Origin of the sequence: Burkholderia sp. CCA53, assembly GCF_001685525.1 — a bacterium.
Lineage (GTDB): Bacteria > Pseudomonadota > Gammaproteobacteria > Burkholderiales > Burkholderiaceae > Burkholderia > Burkholderia multivorans.
In genome coordinates this window covers 141458-158614 of record NZ_BDDJ01000003.1, presented here as the reverse complement: position 1 = coordinate 158614, position 17157 = coordinate 141458, and the positions used below count along the sequence as shown (strand labels likewise).

General features: G+C 68.0%; 14 protein-coding genes. 5 read left to right on the top strand and 9 right to left on the bottom strand.

Annotation, left to right across the window (positions count from 1 at the left end; translation table 11 throughout):
* The first annotated feature begins 27 nt into the window (after positions 1 to 27).
* From BCR55_RS27445 to BCR55_RS33210, 3 genes are all read left to right on the top strand, one after another.
* Positions 28 to 591, top strand: a complete 564-nt coding sequence (locus tag BCR55_RS27445) for a molybdenum cofactor biosynthesis protein MoaE (protein ID WP_065496929.1) — start codon at positions 28 to 30, stop codon at positions 589 to 591.
* Positions 592 to 596: 5 nt separating this feature from the next.
* Positions 597 to 854, top strand: coding sequence for a molybdopterin converting factor subunit 1 (moaD, locus tag BCR55_RS27440; protein WP_006398844.1), 258 nt, complete (start codon positions 597 to 599; stop codon positions 852 to 854).
* 290 nt (positions 855 to 1144) lie between these two features.
* Positions 1145 to 1303: a hypothetical protein gene (locus tag BCR55_RS33210; RefSeq protein WP_006407359.1), complete on the top strand. Its 159-nt coding sequence runs from the start codon at positions 1145 to 1147 to the stop codon at positions 1301 to 1303.
* A 21-nt stretch (positions 1304 to 1324) separates the two neighbouring features.
* Here BCR55_RS33210 and BCR55_RS27435 read toward each other — a convergent pair whose 3' ends face one another.
* Positions 1325 to 2749, bottom strand: a complete 1425-nt coding sequence (locus BCR55_RS27435) for a PLP-dependent aminotransferase family protein (RefSeq protein ID WP_065496927.1) — start codon at positions 2747 to 2749, stop codon at positions 1325 to 1327.
* 474 nt (positions 2750 to 3223) lie between these two features.
* Between BCR55_RS27435 and BCR55_RS27430 the strand changes: the two genes are divergently transcribed.
* Both BCR55_RS27430 and BCR55_RS27425 read left to right on the top strand, forming a co-directional pair.
* Complete coding sequence (locus BCR55_RS27430; protein ID WP_065496925.1) at positions 3224 to 3775, top strand: helix-turn-helix domain-containing protein; 552 nt, start codon at positions 3224 to 3226, stop codon at positions 3773 to 3775.
* Positions 3768 to 5090 carry a HipA domain-containing protein gene (locus tag BCR55_RS27425; RefSeq protein ID WP_065496924.1) on the top strand — a complete coding sequence of 441 codons (1323 nt, stop codon included), beginning with the start codon at positions 3768 to 3770 and terminating at the stop codon, positions 5088 to 5090. Before BCR55_RS27430 ends, BCR55_RS27425 begins: the two co-directional genes overlap by 8 nt.
* An 89-nt stretch (positions 5091 to 5179) precedes the next feature.
* Here the strand turns inward: BCR55_RS27425 and BCR55_RS27420 are convergent, their stop codons facing one another.
* From BCR55_RS27420 to BCR55_RS27385, 8 genes are all read right to left on the bottom strand, one after another.
* On the bottom strand, positions 5180 to 6091 hold the full coding sequence (locus BCR55_RS27420; protein WP_065496921.1) for a hypothetical protein: 912 nt from the start codon (positions 6089 to 6091) through the stop codon (positions 5180 to 5182).
* A gap of 363 nt (positions 6092 to 6454) precedes the next feature.
* A complete protein-coding gene (locus tag BCR55_RS27415; protein ID WP_053298942.1) occupies positions 6455 to 8182 on the bottom strand; it encodes a site-specific integrase in 1728 nt (575 codons plus the stop codon).
* A gap of 118 nt (positions 8183 to 8300) precedes the next feature.
* On the bottom strand, positions 8301 to 9569 hold the full coding sequence (locus tag BCR55_RS27410; RefSeq protein ID WP_059940580.1) for a nitrate/nitrite transporter: 1269 nt from the start codon (positions 9567 to 9569) through the stop codon (positions 8301 to 8303).
* A 17-nt stretch (positions 9570 to 9586) separates the two neighbouring features.
* Positions 9587 to 10375, bottom strand: coding sequence for a peptidylprolyl isomerase (locus tag BCR55_RS27405; RefSeq protein WP_065496919.1), 789 nt, complete (start codon positions 10373 to 10375; stop codon positions 9587 to 9589).
* A gap of 9 nt (positions 10376 to 10384) precedes the next feature.
* Positions 10385 to 11068, bottom strand: a complete 684-nt coding sequence (gene narI / locus BCR55_RS27400) for a respiratory nitrate reductase subunit gamma (protein WP_006407349.1) — start codon at positions 11066 to 11068, stop codon at positions 10385 to 10387.
* A 25-nt stretch (positions 11069 to 11093) separates the two neighbouring features.
* Complete coding sequence (gene narJ, locus BCR55_RS27395) at positions 11094 to 11786, bottom strand: nitrate reductase molybdenum cofactor assembly chaperone (protein WP_065496917.1); 693 nt, start codon at positions 11784 to 11786, stop codon at positions 11094 to 11096.
* Positions 11783 to 13318 carry a nitrate reductase subunit beta gene (narH, locus tag BCR55_RS27390; protein ID WP_065496916.1) on the bottom strand — a complete coding sequence of 512 codons (1536 nt, stop codon included), beginning with the start codon at positions 13316 to 13318 and terminating at the stop codon, positions 11783 to 11785. Before narH ends, narJ begins: the two co-directional genes overlap by 4 nt.
* Positions 13315 to 17091, bottom strand: coding sequence for a nitrate reductase subunit alpha (locus tag BCR55_RS27385; protein ID WP_065496914.1), 3777 nt, complete (start codon positions 17089 to 17091; stop codon positions 13315 to 13317). The genes narH and BCR55_RS27385 overlap by 4 nt, the downstream gene beginning before the upstream one ends.
* Positions 17092 to 17157: the final 66 nt, after the last annotated feature.

Below are 17157 nucleotides of genomic sequence, written 5' to 3'. Positions count from 1 at the left end.
CGGCCGATCGCCTCCTGGAGAACCGTCATGACGATCTTCACCGAACCCCACGCCGAGCCGCCCGACGATCCGCTGCGCGGCGAACATCCGCAAGAAACGGCCGTGCCGCACGGCGCGCCGCTGCCGGCGATCGCCGCCGGTTTCGAAGTGCGCGTGCAGTATCAGCCGATCGATGCGGGTGTCGAGCTTGCGCCGATCGTGCGTAATCCGCACGTCGGTGCGGTCGTGAATTTTCTCGGCGTCGTGCGCAACGAAGGCGACATCGACGACGTCGTCGCGCTCGAAGTCGAACACTATCCGACGATGACCGAGCAGGCGCTCTGGAGCATCGTCGAGGAAGCGACCGCTCGCTGGCAGCTCGAGACGGTCAGGATCGTGCATCGCGTCGGACGCATTCCGCTCGGCCATCCGGTCGTGCTCGTCGTCGTCGCCGCCGCCCATCGCGCGGCCGCGTTCGACGCATGCGAATTCCTGATGGACTTCCTGAAGACGCACGCGCCGTTCTGGAAGAAGGAGATCCGTCAGGACGGCGCGTCGGGCTGGGTCGAAGCGAAGGCGCTCGACGATCAGGCGATGCGTCGCTGGGGCTGAACGACATGAAACTGACGATCAAGTACTTCGCGAGCATTCGCGAACAGCTGCAGGTCGACGAGGAAACCGTCGACATCGATGCAAGCGAACTCACGGTCGACGCGCTGCGCGGCACGCTCGCCGCGCGCGATGCACGCAGCGCCGACGCACTGCGGATGGACCGGCCCGTGCGGGCCGCCGTGAATCTCGAGATGGTGACGGGCGACTTCGTCGTCCGCGACGACAGCGAGGTCGCGTTCTTTCCGCCCGTGACGGGCGGCTGACGTCACGCCGATCGCGACGATCAGCGGCGCCGCACGCGCGCTCGCCGCGGACCTCGCGATCTCGGCCGCCGCGAGCCTGCCTGCGATCGCCGGCATGTGGGCCGTGCGGCCGCTGCGCGACCGCATGTCGCCGACGCGGTTTCGCCGCACCGTGCTGCTGGTCGTGCTCGTCGCTGCCTTGCAGACGATCTGAGAATCCGGCGTGCGACCGCACACGCCGACACCGACCGCGCCGGGGACGGCAGCCGACGGCGCTGCCGCACGCGAGCGCGATTCGGCGGCGCGTGCGCATGGGTTCTGAAAGCTCGCAAGCGTACGATGCGCAGGTCGGCCGCATCGCCGGCATCGTGCCACTTCAGAGATTCGACATGGAAACCTACCTGCTGCTCGGCTGCGGCCTCGGCGTCGGCCTGCTGATCGCGATCTGGGGCGTGTGGTCGCTGCGCTGAGCGGCTCGCGCCGCGCGTCGGTCAGCGCACGCAACCGGCGGCCAGCTTGCCGACCGTAATCACGGCCTGCTCGATTTCCGGCGACCACGGGCTGCTGTAGTTCAGCCGGATGAAGTTTCGATAGTTGTCGGTGATCGAGAACATGTAGCCGGGCCCGATCGTGATCCCTTGGTCGAGCGCGAGCTGATACAGCCGCATCGCGTCGACCTGCGCGGGCAGCTCGATCCACAGCACGTAGCCGCCGGCCGGGCTCGAGATGCGCGTGCCTTCCGGAAAGAAGCGCGACACCATCGCGCGCATCAGGTTCGCCTGCTGCGCATAGGCCTTGCGCAAGCGCCGCAGGTGATGCTCGTAGCCGTCGCGTTCGAGAAACTCCGCAATCGCGAGCTGCGGCAGCGACGGTGTCGCGAGCGTGTTCAGAAACTTCAGCTTCTCGACCTGATCGCGATAGCGGCCCGGCAGCGCCCAGCCGATCCGGTACGCGGCCGTCAGGCTCTTCGAGAACGACGAACAGTGCAGCACGATGCCGCTGCGATCGTAGGACTTCAGCGTGCTCGGATGCGAGTCGCCGAAATACAGTTCGTTGTACACGCCGTTCTCGATCAGCGGCATGTTCGCGCGCGTGGCGAACTCGGCCAGCTCGCGCTTGCGCTCGTCCGGCATCTGGAAGCCCAACGGATTCTGGAAGTTCGGCATCACCATGCACGCAGCGATCGGCTGCGACTTCGCGATCGCCGCCAGCGCCGCGATGTCGATCCCGTATTCCGGATGCGTCGCGACCTCGATCGCCTTCATCCCCATTCGCTCGATCGCGTGCAGCATCGCATAGAACGTCGGCGACTCCACCGCGATCGTGTCGCCCGGTTTGGCGACCGCCTGCAGACAGAGGTTGATCGCCTCCGTCGCGCCCACCGTCACGATGATCTCGTTCGGATCGACCGACATGCCGTTTTCGAGGTAGCGCCGCGCGATCTGCCGGATCAGCCGCGGATGGCCGGGCGGCAGCCCGTCGGTCACGCCCCACAGCGACTTGTCGCGCCCGGCCGCATACGCGTAGCGGTTCAGCTTCTCGAACGGAAACAGGCTCGGGTCCGGATACGGCGAGCCGAGCGGCACCGCGTCGTCCGTGCCGATCGAGCGCAGCGTCGACAGCACGAGCCGGCTCACGTCGACCGACGACGAGATCGCGATCGGCTTCGACGCACGCAGTTCGCGCACCGGCGCATGCGCGTCGTCGCGGCGCAGGTTCACGAAGTAGCCCGACTGCGGCCGACTTTCGAGCAAGCCGCGGCTTTCGAGCAGCAGGTACGCATGCAGCACGGTCGTGATGCTGATCCGATGCTGCTGGCTTGCCTGACGCACCGACGGTATGCGGTCGCCGTGCCGGTACACGCCCTGGCGGATCAAGCGCTCGATGTCGTCCGCGAGCTTTTCGTAGAGCTTCATCGCGCGCTCCGTGCCGCGCGCATGCCCGCCACGCCGCCGCGCGCGTGGCGGCGGTGCGCGGCGCCGCCGCGAAGCGCGGCGTACCACTCCGGTTTTGCCTTTTCCATCACCCTGACCTCCGTCTATCGATGCCGGTGGATCCGGGACGGCAGGATCGGCGGCACTGTGTACTTGATGATGGAAGCTTAAAAGCAGAACAGCCGGCCGCGCGTACACACATCGGGCACACAGACAAGAGTACAGTTTCGCGCGACATGCATCGGCGCCGAACTGTACATCTTAGGATTCGGCGCGTGCAAGGCGATAAAACTGTTCGATTGCACGGTTTTTCATCCGAAGCCCTCGATGAGTGTCGAAAACTTGCCGATCGCACGGTTTTCACTTGAATTTCGGCGTCGACGTGCAATACTGCTCGTTCGTACAGTTTTTTGTCCGCCACGGCTGCGCGTGTCGCGGCCGTCACCGGAGTGCTCCATGCGTTACACGATCGAACAGGCGTCCGACATCGGCGGCGTGATCCGCGCCGCACGCAAGGCGCAGCAGTTGCGCCAGGACGACGCGGCCGGCAGCGTCGGCGTCAGCGAGTCGTTCATGGTGAAGGCCGAGCGCGGCGCGGACACCGTCCAGTGGGGCAAGGTCTTCCAGATCCTGCAAGGGCTCGGCGTGCAGGTCGTGGTCGACCTGCCGGACGTCAGCGGTGAGCTGCTCGAACGCCAGTCCGCGCGCGCCGCGCAGCGCGCCGAGATCCGCGCGCGGCGCGCGGCCGAGCGTCTGCTGCTGCGCGCCGACGCGGCCGCGCCGGCGTCCGACCGGCGTGCGGGCGAACGCACGACGGATGCGCGCGTGCTCGCGGCCGCGCGGCTCGTGCTCGCGGCCGGCACCGCGCCGCGCAGCGCACGCTCGGGCAAGCGCGCCGACGCCGGCGCGTCGCGCGCGCTCGACATCGCGCACCGCGTGCTCGCCGAGGCCGGCGAAGCGCCGCCGCCCGCCACGCGCACGAACGACGGCGAGGCCTCGCATGACTGAACGCGCGCTGATCGCAGCGATCGGCGCCGAGCCGATCGGCACGCTGCACGAAAACCGCAACCTGTGGGCGTTCGAATACGCGCCGTCGTGGCTCGCGCATCCGGCGCGCTTCGCACTGAGTCCGCACCTGCCGCTGCAGGCCGACATGCTGCGCGACGGCGCGACGACGCGTCCCGTCCAGTGGTACTTCGACAATCTGCTGCCCGAGGAGGCCGTGCGTGCGCTGCTTGCGCGCGACGCGGGGCTGCCCGACATCGGCGATGCGTTCGCACTGCTCGAGCATTACGGGCGCGAATCGGCCGGCTCGGTCACGCTGCGCCTGCCCGACGACGCGGCGGACGACGACACGACGCTGCGCCCGCTCGACGCGGCCGCGCTCGACGCGCGCATCCGCGCGCTACCTGCCGTGCCGCTCACGCACGACGCGCCGAAGAAGATGTCGCTCGCCGGCGCGCAGCACAAGCTGCCGGTCGTGCTGCGCGACGGCCGTCTGTTCGAGCCGAGCGGGCAGGCCGTCTCGACGCATATCCTGAAGCCCAATCATCCGCACGCGCACGACTATCCGCATTCGGTCGTCAACGAATGGTTCGTGATGACGCTCGCGCGCCGCGTCGGCCTCGACGTGCCCGACGTCGAGCGCCGCTACGTGCCTGCGCCGGTCTACGTGATCCGTCGTTTCGATCGCGTCGACACCGACGCGGGCGTCGAACGGCGCCACGCGATCGACGGCTGCCAGGTGCTGAACCTGCCCGCGACGATGAAGTACACGGGCTGGTCGCTCGACGCGCTGGCCGCACTCGCGAACGCGTGCCGCGCGCCGGCGCCGGTGCGGCTGCGGATCTTTCGCTGGCTCGTGTTCTGCGTGATCGTCGGCAACGGCGATTCGCATCTGAAGAATCTCAGCTTCATCGTCGGCGACAGCGGGCTCACACTCGCACCGCACTACGATCTGCTGTGCGACAGCGTCTACGAAACCGCCGCATACAGCGCGCGCGGCCGCTGGCCCGATCTGACGGAATTCACACGGCCGGTCGCGGGCGTGCAGCGCTATGCGGATTTCACGCGCGACGTGCTCGAACGGGCCGGCGCAGCGCTGGGCCTCACGCGTGCGACCGCGCAGCGCCATCTCGACACGCTCGTCGCGCAGATTCCGGCGCACGCGGACGCGCTGCTCGCCGAAGTCGCGCGCGAGAACGATGCGATGCGCGATGCGCGCCCTGAGTTGACCGCGACGCTCGGCGGCGAGATGCATCTGCTGCGCGCGATCCGGCACATCGTGATTGAGGAGATGGTCGAGCGGCTGCGGCCGCGCTGACGGTCGCGCGCCGTTCGCGGCGCCGCGCGCTGCGTGTCGTGCGTCGAACCCGCGTGCAGGGCATGCGCGGCGCGGCGCGCGGTTGCCCGCTACCGCGCCGTCTGCTGCCGCTGCACTTCCTGCGCCTTCATCTGCAGATAGTCGCTGCGATCGACCTCGTGCAGTTGCCGCGGATACTGCTCGGTCGCGTCGAACCAGCGCACGAGACGCTGGTCGAGCGGCTTGTCCAGCGTCGCGAGATACGCGTCGATCGCGAGGTAGTAGCGCATCGTGTTGCGCTCGAGCAGCCCGCGCACGCCGCCGACATAGTGCGGCTTGCCGCCCGACGCATCGGCGACGGTCGTGAAGCCGACCTTGTCGCTGCCGATCGTCGACAGGTACGTCTTCATCGCGAGCCGGCCGACCGTGCCGAAGCCGTACGAATACGTCAGATGCAAAAACGTGCGCGACTCGCCGAGCGGCACCGCTTCCAGCGCGATCCGGTAATCCTTCGTGCTCATCGGCCCGCTGTCGGCAGTCAGGTCGACCTGGAAATAATCGGGTGTCGCGGCCGCGACGCGATAGCGAAACTGCAGCCGGTACGTGTCCGACAGTTTCTGCTCGGTCTTGCGTCCGATATTCACGTCGAGCACCGCGCCGCTGCCGCCGGACGACGCATGGCAATACTTCGTGTTCAGATGCAGGATCAGCACCGCACACCAGTTCGCCGGGCCCTGCGCAGGATCGTTGAGCTTGCCGTTGACGACCTGGAACGGATAGTCGACCACCGCGTAGATGTCGCCCTTCAGCGTCGATGCCGCTTCCGAGGATTCAAGGTACAGCGGGCGGTGGAACGGGTTGTTCTTCAGTTGATCGCCGAGGCTGCGATAGCGCTCGAGCAGCGCGGCGGCGCCGTCGGCGCCGAACGACAGGGCGCTCGAGGCGATACAGCAGAGCGCGACGAGCGCGCGCGCGGCAAGCCCGGCGAACCGCACCGGGCGCAGGCGTTCGGATAGCTCCATTCATGTGCTCCAGCAGGTTGCGCGACAGGGCTGCGCATCAAACGGACAGCATACGCCCGGATCGACAGCGATGCGCCCGCGCGAGTTTCATCGCACGCAAGGATCGGCGATCGGGCGGGCGCCGCACGCCGTCGTGCTATCCACAGTTTCACTGGACAACCATGTGGAAAACCGGCGCTCTCCCTTGTCCCGCCTGGGTTTGCACGGCGCGCCCATAAAATGGGCAAGGTACCGGGTCCGGATCGTCGAGACGGCGTTTCACCGCGGCATCGGCCGAGCGCCGACGAGCCGCCGCGTCGCCCGCCCCCATCGAGCGTCCCCCGCGCTGCACGCCGCCGCCCGAAAAACGGGCGCGCCCGACGCTCACTTGTCCGCCGCGAACGCACTGGCCATCTGCCGCGCACGCTTTACGTCGTCGCCGTGCAGATAGATCGACGTCGTCGAGATCGACGCGTGGCGCAGGTTGTCGCGCACGGTCGTCAGTTCCGCGCCGCGCGCGAGCGCATGCGTCGCATGCGTGTGGCGCATCCAGTGCGGGCTCGCCTGCCGCAGCTTCTGTGCGAGCGCCGGATTGTCCGCTTCGATGAGATCGGCCGTCTGCACGAAGAAGCGCTGCATCACCTTCCACAGCCGCACGCTCGTGATCGGCGCCGCGCCGTCCTCGGTGAGCCGCGGAATCAGCGGCGTGTCGGGCCGCCAGCGAACCGGCGTGACCGGTAATCGGCGTGCGACCAGATAGCGATCGAGCGCCGTCCGCGCGAGCGGCGGCAACGCGACGCGCGCCGCCTTGCTGCCTTTACCGACGACTTTCAGCCACGCGTCGCCGTGCGCGTCGGTGTCGATGTCGCCGAGCGTCGCGCCGACCAGTTCGCTCGCGCGCAGCCCGGTCGCATAGCCGAAATCAAGGATGAAGCGCAGCCGCTGCGCGGCCGCCGGCGTCCATGCGGCGGCCGGCACGTCGGTCTTGCGGAACTCGAGTCCGTCGGCGATCGTCCGCACCAGCAGCCATTCGCCTTCGGTAAACGCGTGCGACGTATCGAGCGCGCTCGCGCCGCGCGTGTCGCGCACCTTCACGCCGGCGAACGGATTCGCGAGCACGTAGCGCTGCTCGATCAGCCAGCGGAACATCGCGCCGAGCACCGAGAGCGCATACGCGGCCGAGCGCGCCGACAGCGCGCCGGAAAACGGCCGCCAGTCCGGCGCGCCGCGTGGCCGCACGGGCCCGATCCAGCGCTCGTGCGGCGTCGGCCGCCGCAGGAACGTGCGATACGCGAGCGCGTCTTCGGTCGTCAGCGACGACAGCGCACGGCCGCGCTCGACGATTGCCCACAGGATCAGCCGCTCCGCTTCCTTCCGGTATGCGCGCCGCGTCGCGGCCGACTCGTGCAGCGACAGCCACGCATGCACGGCCGCGTAATCGTTGTCGGCGTCGAGCGTGCAGGTCGCGCGCGGTGCGCGGAACGTGCCGGCCGATCCGTCGACTTCGTGCGGCAGCTTCAACTGCTCCCACGGGACGATCGTGCCGCGCGGCGTCGCGGCAATCAGCGCGCGCGCACGCTCGGTCAGCGCCGGATGCGCGGCGAAGAACGCCTCGATGCGCCGCGCACCGGCAAGGCCGAGGCCCGCGATCGCCTTCCACCACTGACGCCGGCGCGGAATCCGCACGGTCAGATCGGCAAGCGTCGCGATCCCGTGCGCGCGCAGCGCGGCGACCGCGCGCGCGGGCAGCCACGCATCGATCGCGTCGCCGATCTGCGGCACCGGCGCGCGCGCATGCCGCAGCACGCCGATCGCGTCGGTTGCGGCCTTCGCTTCCCGTAAACGCTCACCGTCGGGATGCGCAAGACACGTCGCGAGATCGGGGCGGCCGACCTCGCGCGCGATGCGCACGAGCCGTCGGCGAATGCCGCCGATCACGCCGCGCGCCGAGCGGCCGTTGCCGAGGCGGTCGGGCAGATAGCGCTCGACCGCATCGCGCACGGGCATCCCCGCATACCACGCGCGCAGCGCGGCGAGTTCATCGGCATCGGGAAACCCTGCGGGCACAGGGACAGGATCGGAGGAAGACAGGAGCGTGACGCGCGGTTTCATGGGCGCCAGTTTGACAGAACTGCGCGCGGCAGAAAACGCTTGCCGCACGGCGCCGCCCGCGATCCGGCGCGCGCTGCCGTGCGCTGCCGGCAGCGCGTCGTCGTAGGCGGCGACCGCCTCAGCCCGTGACCGGCGTGCGCCGCACTTCGGACAGATAGATCAGGATCAGCGACACCCACACGACGCCGTACAGCAGCATGAAGCAGGTCGTGCGCACGCGCAGCAGATCGAGCAGCAGCCCGAACAGGATCGGCAGCAGAAACCCGCCGAGCCCGCCCGCCAGCCCGACGATGCCGGTCACGACGCCCATGTTGTCCGGGAAGTCGTCGGCGACGTACTTGAAGGTCGACGCCATCCCGAGCGCGAACACCGCGCCGAGCACGAACGTCAGCGCGACGAAGCCGGCGACCGGCATCGACACGTTGATCGCCGCCGTGCCGTCGATCGTATGAATCACGAAGTCGGTAGCCGGATACGACAGCAGGAAGAGGCAGATCCACGCGACCCACAGCCCCCACCAGGTGACGGCATGCGCGCCGAAGCGGTCGGCGAGCGCGCCGCCGAGCGCGCGCAGCACCGAGCCCGGCAGCGAGAAGCCGGCCGCGAACGCGGACGCCATCACGAGCGACATCCCGTATTCGGCCTTCAAGTACTGCGGAATCCACAGCGACAGCGCGGTAAAGCCGCCGAACGTGATCGAGTAGTACTGGCAGAGCCGCCACACGCGCGGATCGCGCAGCACCTTGAACGAATCGACCCACGATCCGGCCGCCTTGCCCGCGCCCGGATCGCGCGCGGACATCAGCCAGAAGATCACGGCCGTGACGAGCAGCGCGACCGCGTAGACGCGCGGCACCGTGCGCCAGCCGTATGCGGACAGCAGCAGCGGCGTGACGAACAGGTTCACGGCCGCGCCGCAGGTGCCTGCGCCGAACACGCCCATCGCGAGCCCGCGCCGCTCGGGCGGAAAGAAACGCGCGACATACGGCGTGCCGACCGCGAACGATGCGCCCACGCAGCCGAGAAACAAGCCGATCACGAGAAACTGCCACAGCGCATTCGCGTAGCTCACGAGATAGACCGGCAGCGCACACACGACGAGCAGCGCCGTCATCACGATCCGGCCGCCGAAGCGGTCGGTCCACGTGCCGAGCGGCAGCCGCATCAGCGCGCCGGTCAGCACCGGCGTCGACGTCAGCAGGCCGAATTCCGTGCTGTTCAGCCCGAGCTCCGTGCGCAGCTGCACGCCGAGCACGCCGAACATCATCCACACGACGAAACACACGATGAACGCCAGCGTGCTGCCGGCCAGCACCGACCATGCGCGCAGCGGAATCGCCGGCGCGCCCGCGGGCGGCACCGGACGCTGTTGTTGTCGAATTGCCATATCAGAAAAATCCCGTGTCATTGGACGAGCGGCCCGTTTGCGCCGTCGAAGCGCACGCCTTCGATGTGCGCGCCGCCCGCGAGAATCGCCACGTATTGCCGCATTGCGCGCTGGCGCACGCGCGCGGTCAAATGCGCGGCAATCTGCGCGGCGACTGCGTCGAACGGCACCGTGTCGCCCGGTACGCGGCGGTCGATCCGCACGATATGAAAGCCGAAGCGCGTGTTGACGAGTTTCGGCAGCACGCCGAGGCCGTCGGTATCGAACAGCGCGGCTTCGAACTCGGGCACGGTATCGCCGCGCAGCAATTGACCGAGGCTGCCGCCGAGCTGCGCCGACGGACAGTTCGACGACGCACGCGCCACCGCATCGAACGTATCGGGCGCGGCCACCACGTCGGCGAGCGCACGCTCGGCGCGCTGCCGCAGCGGCGCGAGCGGCACGCGGCCGGTCACCGCGAACAGCACGTGACTCGCATAGACGATGTCGTTGCGCCGGAAGCGCGCCGGATGCTGCGCGTAATAGCGCTCGCAATCGGCGCGGTCGGGTTCCGGCACGTGCGTCAGCTCGCGCGCGAGCAGCGCGTCGAGCGCCGCGTCGTCGAGCGGCGCGCCTTCGTCGAGCAATGCGAGCGACACCGCACGCTGGCGCAGCAATTCGCGCACGGCGAGCGCATGCCGCGCCGCATCGAGCGCGTCGCGCGCATCGCCGTGATGCTCGGCTTCGGCCGCGATCGCGTCGTCGCCGATCGCGATGCCGTTGACGACGAGCGGCGCCGTCGCGGCTTCGGAGAGAACGTCGTTCATGCGATCTCCTCAGCGCTTGCGCACGAGCTGATACGGGCGGACCAGATAAGCGACCGACGCGATGCCGCTCCAGATATGGACCATCCGCGTGAACGGCGAGACGAGGAAGATCGTGAAGCCGAGCAGGATATGCAGCCGGTACGTGAGCGGCACGCCGACGAGGAGGCTCGCGACGTCCGGCCGAAACGTCACGACGCCTTTCACGTAGTCGGTCAGTTGCTCGAACATCGCGCCGTCCATGTGGCGCGTCGACAGCACGACGGTGCCGAGCCCAAGCGCGAGCTGCAGCCACAGCATCAGCACGATCGCGACGTCGGACTGCCGGCTGCTGCGACGGATCCGCACGTCGCCGAGCCGCCGCCAGATCAGGATCGTCAGCCCGACGATCGACACGAGGCCGGCCGCGCCTCCCGCCACCATCGCGACGAGCTGGTGGCCCGACGCCGACAGAAACGGCGACACAAGCCAGTGCGGCGCGAGAAACCCCGCGAAGTGCCCGATCACGACGACGAGCACGCCCCAGTGAAACAGGTTGCTGCCGAGCCGCAGCGCGCCGTGCCGCAGCAGCTGCGACGAGTCGCTTTTCCACGTGTACTGCTCGCGGTCGAAACGGATCAGGCTGCCGAGCAGCAGCACCGCGAGACAGAGATACGGGTAGATCCCGAACAGGAACGTATGCAGGTAATCGTTCATCGCTTTCCCCAGTAAGACGCGGCACTCACGCGCGACGCGCGGGCCGCCGGTCGTGGAATTGCACGGTTTGCTCCGCCGGCGTCGCCGCGCCGACGAAACGCACGGCTTCGTCTGCATACGCGGCATCGAGCGCGCGATAGTCGGGATGCTCGGCCGCCGCGTCGTCGTCCGCCGACGTCGGCGCATCGGCCGGTGCGAGCCCGGCCATCGGCAGCAGCGCGCCGACGACGAAGCTGTAATGACTGCGGCGCTGCGCGAGCTGCGCCGCGAGCGCGCGCAGGATGTCACCGGTCTCGCCGAGCAGATCGCGCGCGTCGAGCGCCGGCAGCCGCGACAGATATTCGAGGAACACCGGCAGATAGTCCGGCAGTTCGCCGGGCTTCAGATACAGGCCGTGCCGCTCGTACATCTGCAGCAGATCGACCATCGCCTGGCCGCGATCGCGCGATTCGCCGTGCACGTGCTCGAACAGATGCAGCGAGGTCGCGCGGCCGCGGTCGAACAGCGCGACGTAGTTCTCCTGCAGCGTCAGCAGATCGCGTTCGCGCAGATACGCGAAGAACCGCTCGAGGCCCATGCGCACCGCTTTGGGCCAGCGCGTGCGCGGGCCGTCGCGCAGATGTGCCTCGATGGAATCGAGCACGTCGACGAGCGCGTCGTCCGGATAGTCGAGCAGCGCCGCGAATGCCGCGTAGGTCGGATCGGGTGCGCGGCTCATCGCGACACCTCGCGAATCGGAATCGTCTTCGTGCCCTTCTCCTTCTTCGCGCTGAACAGGCTCGCGGACGAACGGCCGTCCGAACAACCGTTGCCGAACGAGAAGCCGCACGACGCGCGCAGGTCGTACGCGTTCTCCGCATATTCGCGATGCGTGGTCGGGATCACGAAGCGATCCTCGTAGTTCGCGATGGCGAGATAGCGGTACATCTCGTCGACCTGCGCGACCGACAGCCCGACCTGGTCGAGCACGCCGCGCGCCTCGATGCCGTCCACGTGCCGCGCGCGCATGAACGCGCGCATCGCGAGCAGCCGTTCGAGCGCGAGCTTCACCGGCGCTTCGTCGCCGGCGGTCAGCAGGTTCGCGAGATAACGCAGCGGAATGCGCAGCGATTCGACGTCGGGCAGATAGCCGTTCATCCCGAGCGTGCCGCTGTTCGCGGCCGCGTTGATCGGCGACAGCGGCGGCACATACCAGATCATCGGCAGCGTCCGGTATTCGGGATGCAGCGGGAACGCGATCTTCCAGTCGATCGCCATCTTGTAGGTCGGCGAGCGGCGTGCGGCCTCGAGCCAGGCGGCCAGCACGCCGTCGCGCTCGGCCTGCGCGATCACGGCCGGATCGTCGGGATCGAGGAACAGCGACAGCTGCGCTTCGTACAGATCCTTGTCGTTCTCGACGCTCGCCGCTTCGCCGATGCGGTCGGCGTCGTACAGCAGCACGCCGAGATAGCGGATGCGGCCGACACAGGTTTCCGAGCAGACGGTCGGCTGCCCGGCCTCGATACGCGGATAGCAGAAGATGCACTTCTCGGCCTTGCCGCTTTGCCAGTTGTAGTAGATCTTCTTGTACGGGCATCCCGACACGCACATGCGCCAGCCGCGGCACTTGTCCTGGTCGATCAGCACGATGCCGTCCTCCTCGCGCTTGTAGATCGAGCCCGACGGGCACGACGCGACGCACGCCGGATTCAGGCAGTGCTCGCACAAGCGCGGCAGGTACATCATGAACGTGTTCTCGAACTGCCCGTAGATCTCCTTTTGCACGTCCTCGAAGTTGTAATCCTGCGCGCGCTTCTCGAACTCGCCGCCGAGGATTTCTTCCCAGTTCGGCCCCCACTCGATCTTCTCGAGCCGCTGGCCGCTCACGAGCGAACGCGGCCGTGCAACGGGCATCGCCTTCGTGTCGCCGGCTTCCTGCAGATGCGCATAGTCGAACGTGAACGGTTCGTAGTAGTCGTCGATTTCGGGCAGATGCGGGTTCGCAAAAATCTGCGCGAGCAGCCGCCACTTGCTGCCCAGACGCGGCTCGATCTTGCCGTCCGCCCGGCGCTGCCAGCCGCCGCGCCAGCGGTCCTGGTTCTCCCAGTCCTTCGGATAGCCGATGCCCGGCTTCGTCTCGACATTGTTGAACCACGCGTATTCCATGCCTTCGCGGCTCGTCCAGACGTTCTTGCAGGTCACCGAGCACGTGTGGCAGCCGATGCATTTGTCGAGATTCAGCACCATCGCGATCTGTGCGCGTACCTTCATGATGCTTCTCCTTCGCGTACGGCCTGCGTTGTCGGGTGGCCCGCGTGTTCTTCTCCGTCGAGCCAGTCGATCCTGTTCATCTTGCGCACGATCAGGAACTCGTCGCGGTTCGAGCCGACCGTTCCGTAGTAGTTGAAGCCGTACGACAACTGCGCATAGCCGCCGATCATGTGCGTCGGCTTCAGCGCGATGCGCGTGACCGAGTTATGGATGCCGCCGCGCGTGCCGGTGATTTCGGAGCCCGGCGTGTTCACGATCTTTTCCTGCGCGTGATACATCATCACCATCCCGGCCGGAATCCGCTGGCTCACCACCGCGCGCGCACACAGCGCGCCGTTCGCGTTGTAGCACTCGATCCAGTCGTTGTCGGCCACGCCGATCGCCTTCGCGTCGTCCTCCGACATCCAGACGATCGGCCCGCCGCGCGACAGCGTCAGCATCAGCAGGTTGTCCGTGTAGGTGCTGTGGATGCCCCACTTCTGGTGCGGCGTCAGAAAGTTGAGCACGCGTTCCGGGTTGCCGTTCGAGCGCTTGCCCAGCATGTGCGCGTAGCTGCCCGTGTCGATCGGCGGCTTGTACACGCAGAGCGACTCGCCGAACGCGCGCATCCACGGATGATCCTGATAGAGCTGCTGGCGGCCCGTCAGCGTGCGCCACGGCACGAGCTCGTGCACGTTGACGTAGCCCGCGTTGTACGACACGTGTTCCGACTCGATCCCGCTCCACGTCGGCGACGAGATGATCTTGCGCGGCTGCGCCTGGATGTCGCGGAAGCGGATCTTCTCGTCCGCACGCGCGGCGGCCAGATGCGTATGATCGATGCCCGTCGTGCGCGACAGCGCACGCCAGGCCTTCACCGCGACTTCGCCGTTCGTCTCGGGCGCGAGCGCGAGAATCACCTCGGCCGCGTCGAGCGCGGTGTCGATGCGCGGGCGGCCCTGCGCCGCGCCCGCCTCGACGCGATAGTTCAGCTCGCCGAGCAGTTTGACTTCGTCCTTCGTGTCCCAGCCGATTCCCTTGCCCGCGTTGCCGAGCGTGTCCATCAGCGGGCCGAGCGACGTGAAGCGCGCGTACGTGTTCGGATAGTCGCGCTCGACGACGGCCACCGACGGCATCGTGCGGCCCGGCACCGGCTCGCATTCGCCGCGCTTCCAGTCGCGCACGTCGAACGGCTGCGCGAGCTCGGCCGGCGTGTCGTGCGCGATCGGTGCCAGCACGACGTCGCGCTCGACGCCGAGATGGCCGTCGCAGAGTTCGGAGAAGCGCTTCGCGATGCCCTTGAAGATCTCCCAGTCGCTCTTCGCTTCCCACGCGGGATCGACGGCCGCCGACAGCGGATGGATGAACGGATGCATGTCGGACGTGTTCATGTCGTCCTTCTCGTACCACGTCGCGGTCGGCAGCACGACGTCCGAATACATGCAGGTCGTCGACATCCGGAAGTCGAGCGTCACGAGCAGATCGAGCTTGCCGCGCGGCGCGTCGTCGCGCCACGTCACTTCGTCGGGACGCCGGCCGCCCGTCGCGCCGAGATCTTCGCCCTGCACGCCGTGCGTCGTGCCGAGCAGATGCTTGAGGAAATACTCGTGCCCCTTGCCCGACGAGCCGAGCAGGTTCGAGCGCCAGACGAACAGGTTGCGCGGATGGTTTTCCGGCGCATCGGGGTCTTCGCAAGCCATGCGCAGCGTGCCCGACTTCAGCTGCTGCGCGACTTCCGCACCCGCCTGCGCCGGATCGGCAAGCTGCGCGCCGACCTGCAGCGGATTGCGCGCGAGCTGCGGCGCCGACGGCAGCCAGCCCATCCGCTCCGCGCGCACGTTGTAGTCGATCGGCGCGCCCTGGAACTGCGACGGATCCGCGAGCGGCGACAGCAGCGCGGCAGGGTCCATCGGGTCGTAGCGCCACTGGTCCGTGTGTGCGTAGAAGAACGAGGTCGAGTTCATGTGGCGCGGCGGCCGGTGCCAGTCGAGCGCGAACGCGAGCGCGGTCCAGCCGGTCTGCGGGCGCAGCTTCTCCTGGCCCACGTAATGCGACCAGCCGCCGCCCGGCTTGCCGATGCAGCCGCACATGATCAGCATGTTGATGATCGCGCGGTACGACATGTCCATATGGAACCAGTGGTTGATTCCCGCGCCGATGATCACCATCGACTTGCCCTGCGTCTTGTGCGCGTTTTCCGCGAACTGCCGCGCGACCGCGATCACGTCGGCGCGCTTTACGCCCGTGATCGCTTCCTGCCACGCGGGCGTGTACGGCAGATCGTCGTCGTAGCTCGCGGCCACGTCGCGGCCGCCGAGCCCCTGATCGAGCCCGTAGTTCGCGACGAACAGGTCGTACACGGTCGCGACGAGCATCTCGCCGTTGCGCGTCGCGATGCGGCGCACGCCGATCCGGCGCGACAGTTCCGCGCGATGCTGCGTCGAGTTGAAGTGCGCATGCGGCTGATTGCCGAAGTACGGAAACCGTACGTCCACCACGTCGTCGTGCTCGGTCGTGCACGACAGCCGCGGCGACAGCGCCGCGCCGCCCGACGTCTCGCTGCGCAGGTTCCACTTGCCGGCGTCCGCGGCGTCCCGCTGCGCCCAGCGGAAGCCGACCGAGCCGACCGGTACGACGAACTCGCCCGTCGCATCGTCGATCGTCACGGTCTTCCACTCCGGATGCGCGGCCTCGTCGAGCGCATCGTCGAAGTCCGACGCACGCACGAGCCGCTCGGGCACGTAGCCGTCGCCGTGCGGCACGAGCCGCACGAGGCACGGCATGTCGGTGTAGCGCTTGCAGTAGTCGACGAAGTAGTCGCTGCGCGCCGGGCCCGCGAGATGAAACTCCTTCAGGATCACATGGCCCATCGCAAGCGCGAGTGCCGCGTCGGTGCCCTGCTTCGGATGCAGCCACAGGTCGCCGAATTTCGCGCCCTCCGAATAGTCGGGGAACACCGACACGACCTTGGTGCCGCGATAGCGCGCCTCGACAAGGAAGTGCGCGTCGGGCGTGCGCGTCTGCGGGACGTTGGAACCCCACATCATGATGAACGTCGAGTTGTACCAGTCCGCCGATTCGGGCACGTCGGTTTGCTCGCCCCAGGTTTGCGGCGATGCGGGCGGAAGGTCGCAGTACCAGTCGTAGAAGCTCAGGCACACGCCGCCGATCAGCGACAGATAGCGCGAGCCGGCCGCATACGACACCATCGACATCGCCGGGATCGGCGAGAAGCCGACGACGCGATCGGGGCCGTGACGTCCCACAGTGTGGACATTGGCCGCCGCGACGATCTCGTTGACCTCGTCCCAGCTCGCGCGCACGAAACCGCCGAGCCCGCGCCGGCTCTGATACGCGCGGCGCGCTTCGTCGTCGTCGACGATCGAGCGCCAAGCCTCGACCGGCGCCATCGTGCGGCGCCGCTCGCGCCACAGCTTCACGAGCGCGCTGCGCACGAGCGGATGCTTGAGACGGTTCGCGCTGTACAGGTACCACGAGTACGACGCGCCGCGCGAGCAGCCGCGCGGCTCGTGATTCGGCATGTCGGGGCGCGTGCGCGGATAGTCGGTCTGCTGCGTTTCCCACGTGACGATCCCGCCTTTCACATAGACCTTCCACGAGCACGAGCCGGTGCAGTTGACGCCGTGTGTCGAGCGGACGACCTTGTCGTGCTGCCAGCGCAGCCGATAGCCGTCCTCCCACTGCCGATCCTCGTCGGTGACGGCACCGTGGCCGTCGGAGAAGCGCGGCCGCGCCGTCGTGAAGTAACGCAATCTATCCAGGAAATGGCTCATGGGGATCTCGTTCTTTTACGGTCTTTCGGCAGACCTTGATCATTTAAGGAGGCCGCAACGGCGAAG

Bases quoted from the DNA above. Each gene is read 5' to 3' on its own strand.
- BCR55_RS27385 (WP_065496914.1), bottom strand. From the start codon at position 17,091: ATGAGCCATTTCCTGGATAGATTGCGTTACTTCACGACGGCGCGGCCG.
- BCR55_RS27425 (WP_065496924.1), top strand. From the start codon at position 3,768: ATGACTGAACGCGCGCTGATCGCAGCGATCGGCGCCGAGCCGATCGGC.
- BCR55_RS33210 (WP_006407359.1), top strand. From the start codon at position 1,145: ATGGGTTCTGAAAGCTCGCAAGCGTACGATGCGCAGGTCGGCCGCATC.
- narH (WP_065496916.1), bottom strand. From the start codon at position 13,318: ATGAAGGTACGCGCACAGATCGCGATGGTGCTGAATCTCGACAAATGC.
- BCR55_RS27415 (WP_053298942.1), bottom strand. From the start codon at position 8,182: ATGAAACCGCGCGTCACGCTCCTGTCTTCCTCCGATCCTGTCCCTGTG.
- narJ (WP_065496917.1), bottom strand. From the start codon at position 11,786: ATGAGCCGCGCACCCGATCCGACCTACGCGGCATTCGCGGCGCTGCTC.
- BCR55_RS27420 (WP_065496921.1), bottom strand. From the start codon at position 6,091: ATGGAGCTATCCGAACGCCTGCGCCCGGTGCGGTTCGCCGGGCTTGCC.
- BCR55_RS27435 (WP_065496927.1), bottom strand. From the start codon at position 2,749: ATGAAGCTCTACGAAAAGCTCGCGGACGACATCGAGCGCTTGATCCGC.
- narI (WP_006407349.1), bottom strand. From the start codon at position 11,068: ATGAACGATTACCTGCATACGTTCCTGTTCGGGATCTACCCGTATCTC.
- BCR55_RS27410 (WP_059940580.1), bottom strand. From the start codon at position 9,569: ATGGCAATTCGACAACAACAGCGTCCGGTGCCGCCCGCGGGCGCGCCG.
- BCR55_RS27445 (WP_065496929.1), top strand. From the start codon at position 28: ATGACGATCTTCACCGAACCCCACGCCGAGCCGCCCGACGATCCGCTG.
- BCR55_RS27405 (WP_065496919.1), bottom strand. From the start codon at position 10,375: ATGAACGACGTTCTCTCCGAAGCCGCGACGGCGCCGCTCGTCGTCAAC.
- moaD (WP_006398844.1), top strand. From the start codon at position 597: ATGAAACTGACGATCAAGTACTTCGCGAGCATTCGCGAACAGCTGCAG.
- BCR55_RS27430 (WP_065496925.1), top strand. From the start codon at position 3,224: ATGCGTTACACGATCGAACAGGCGTCCGACATCGGCGGCGTGATCCGC.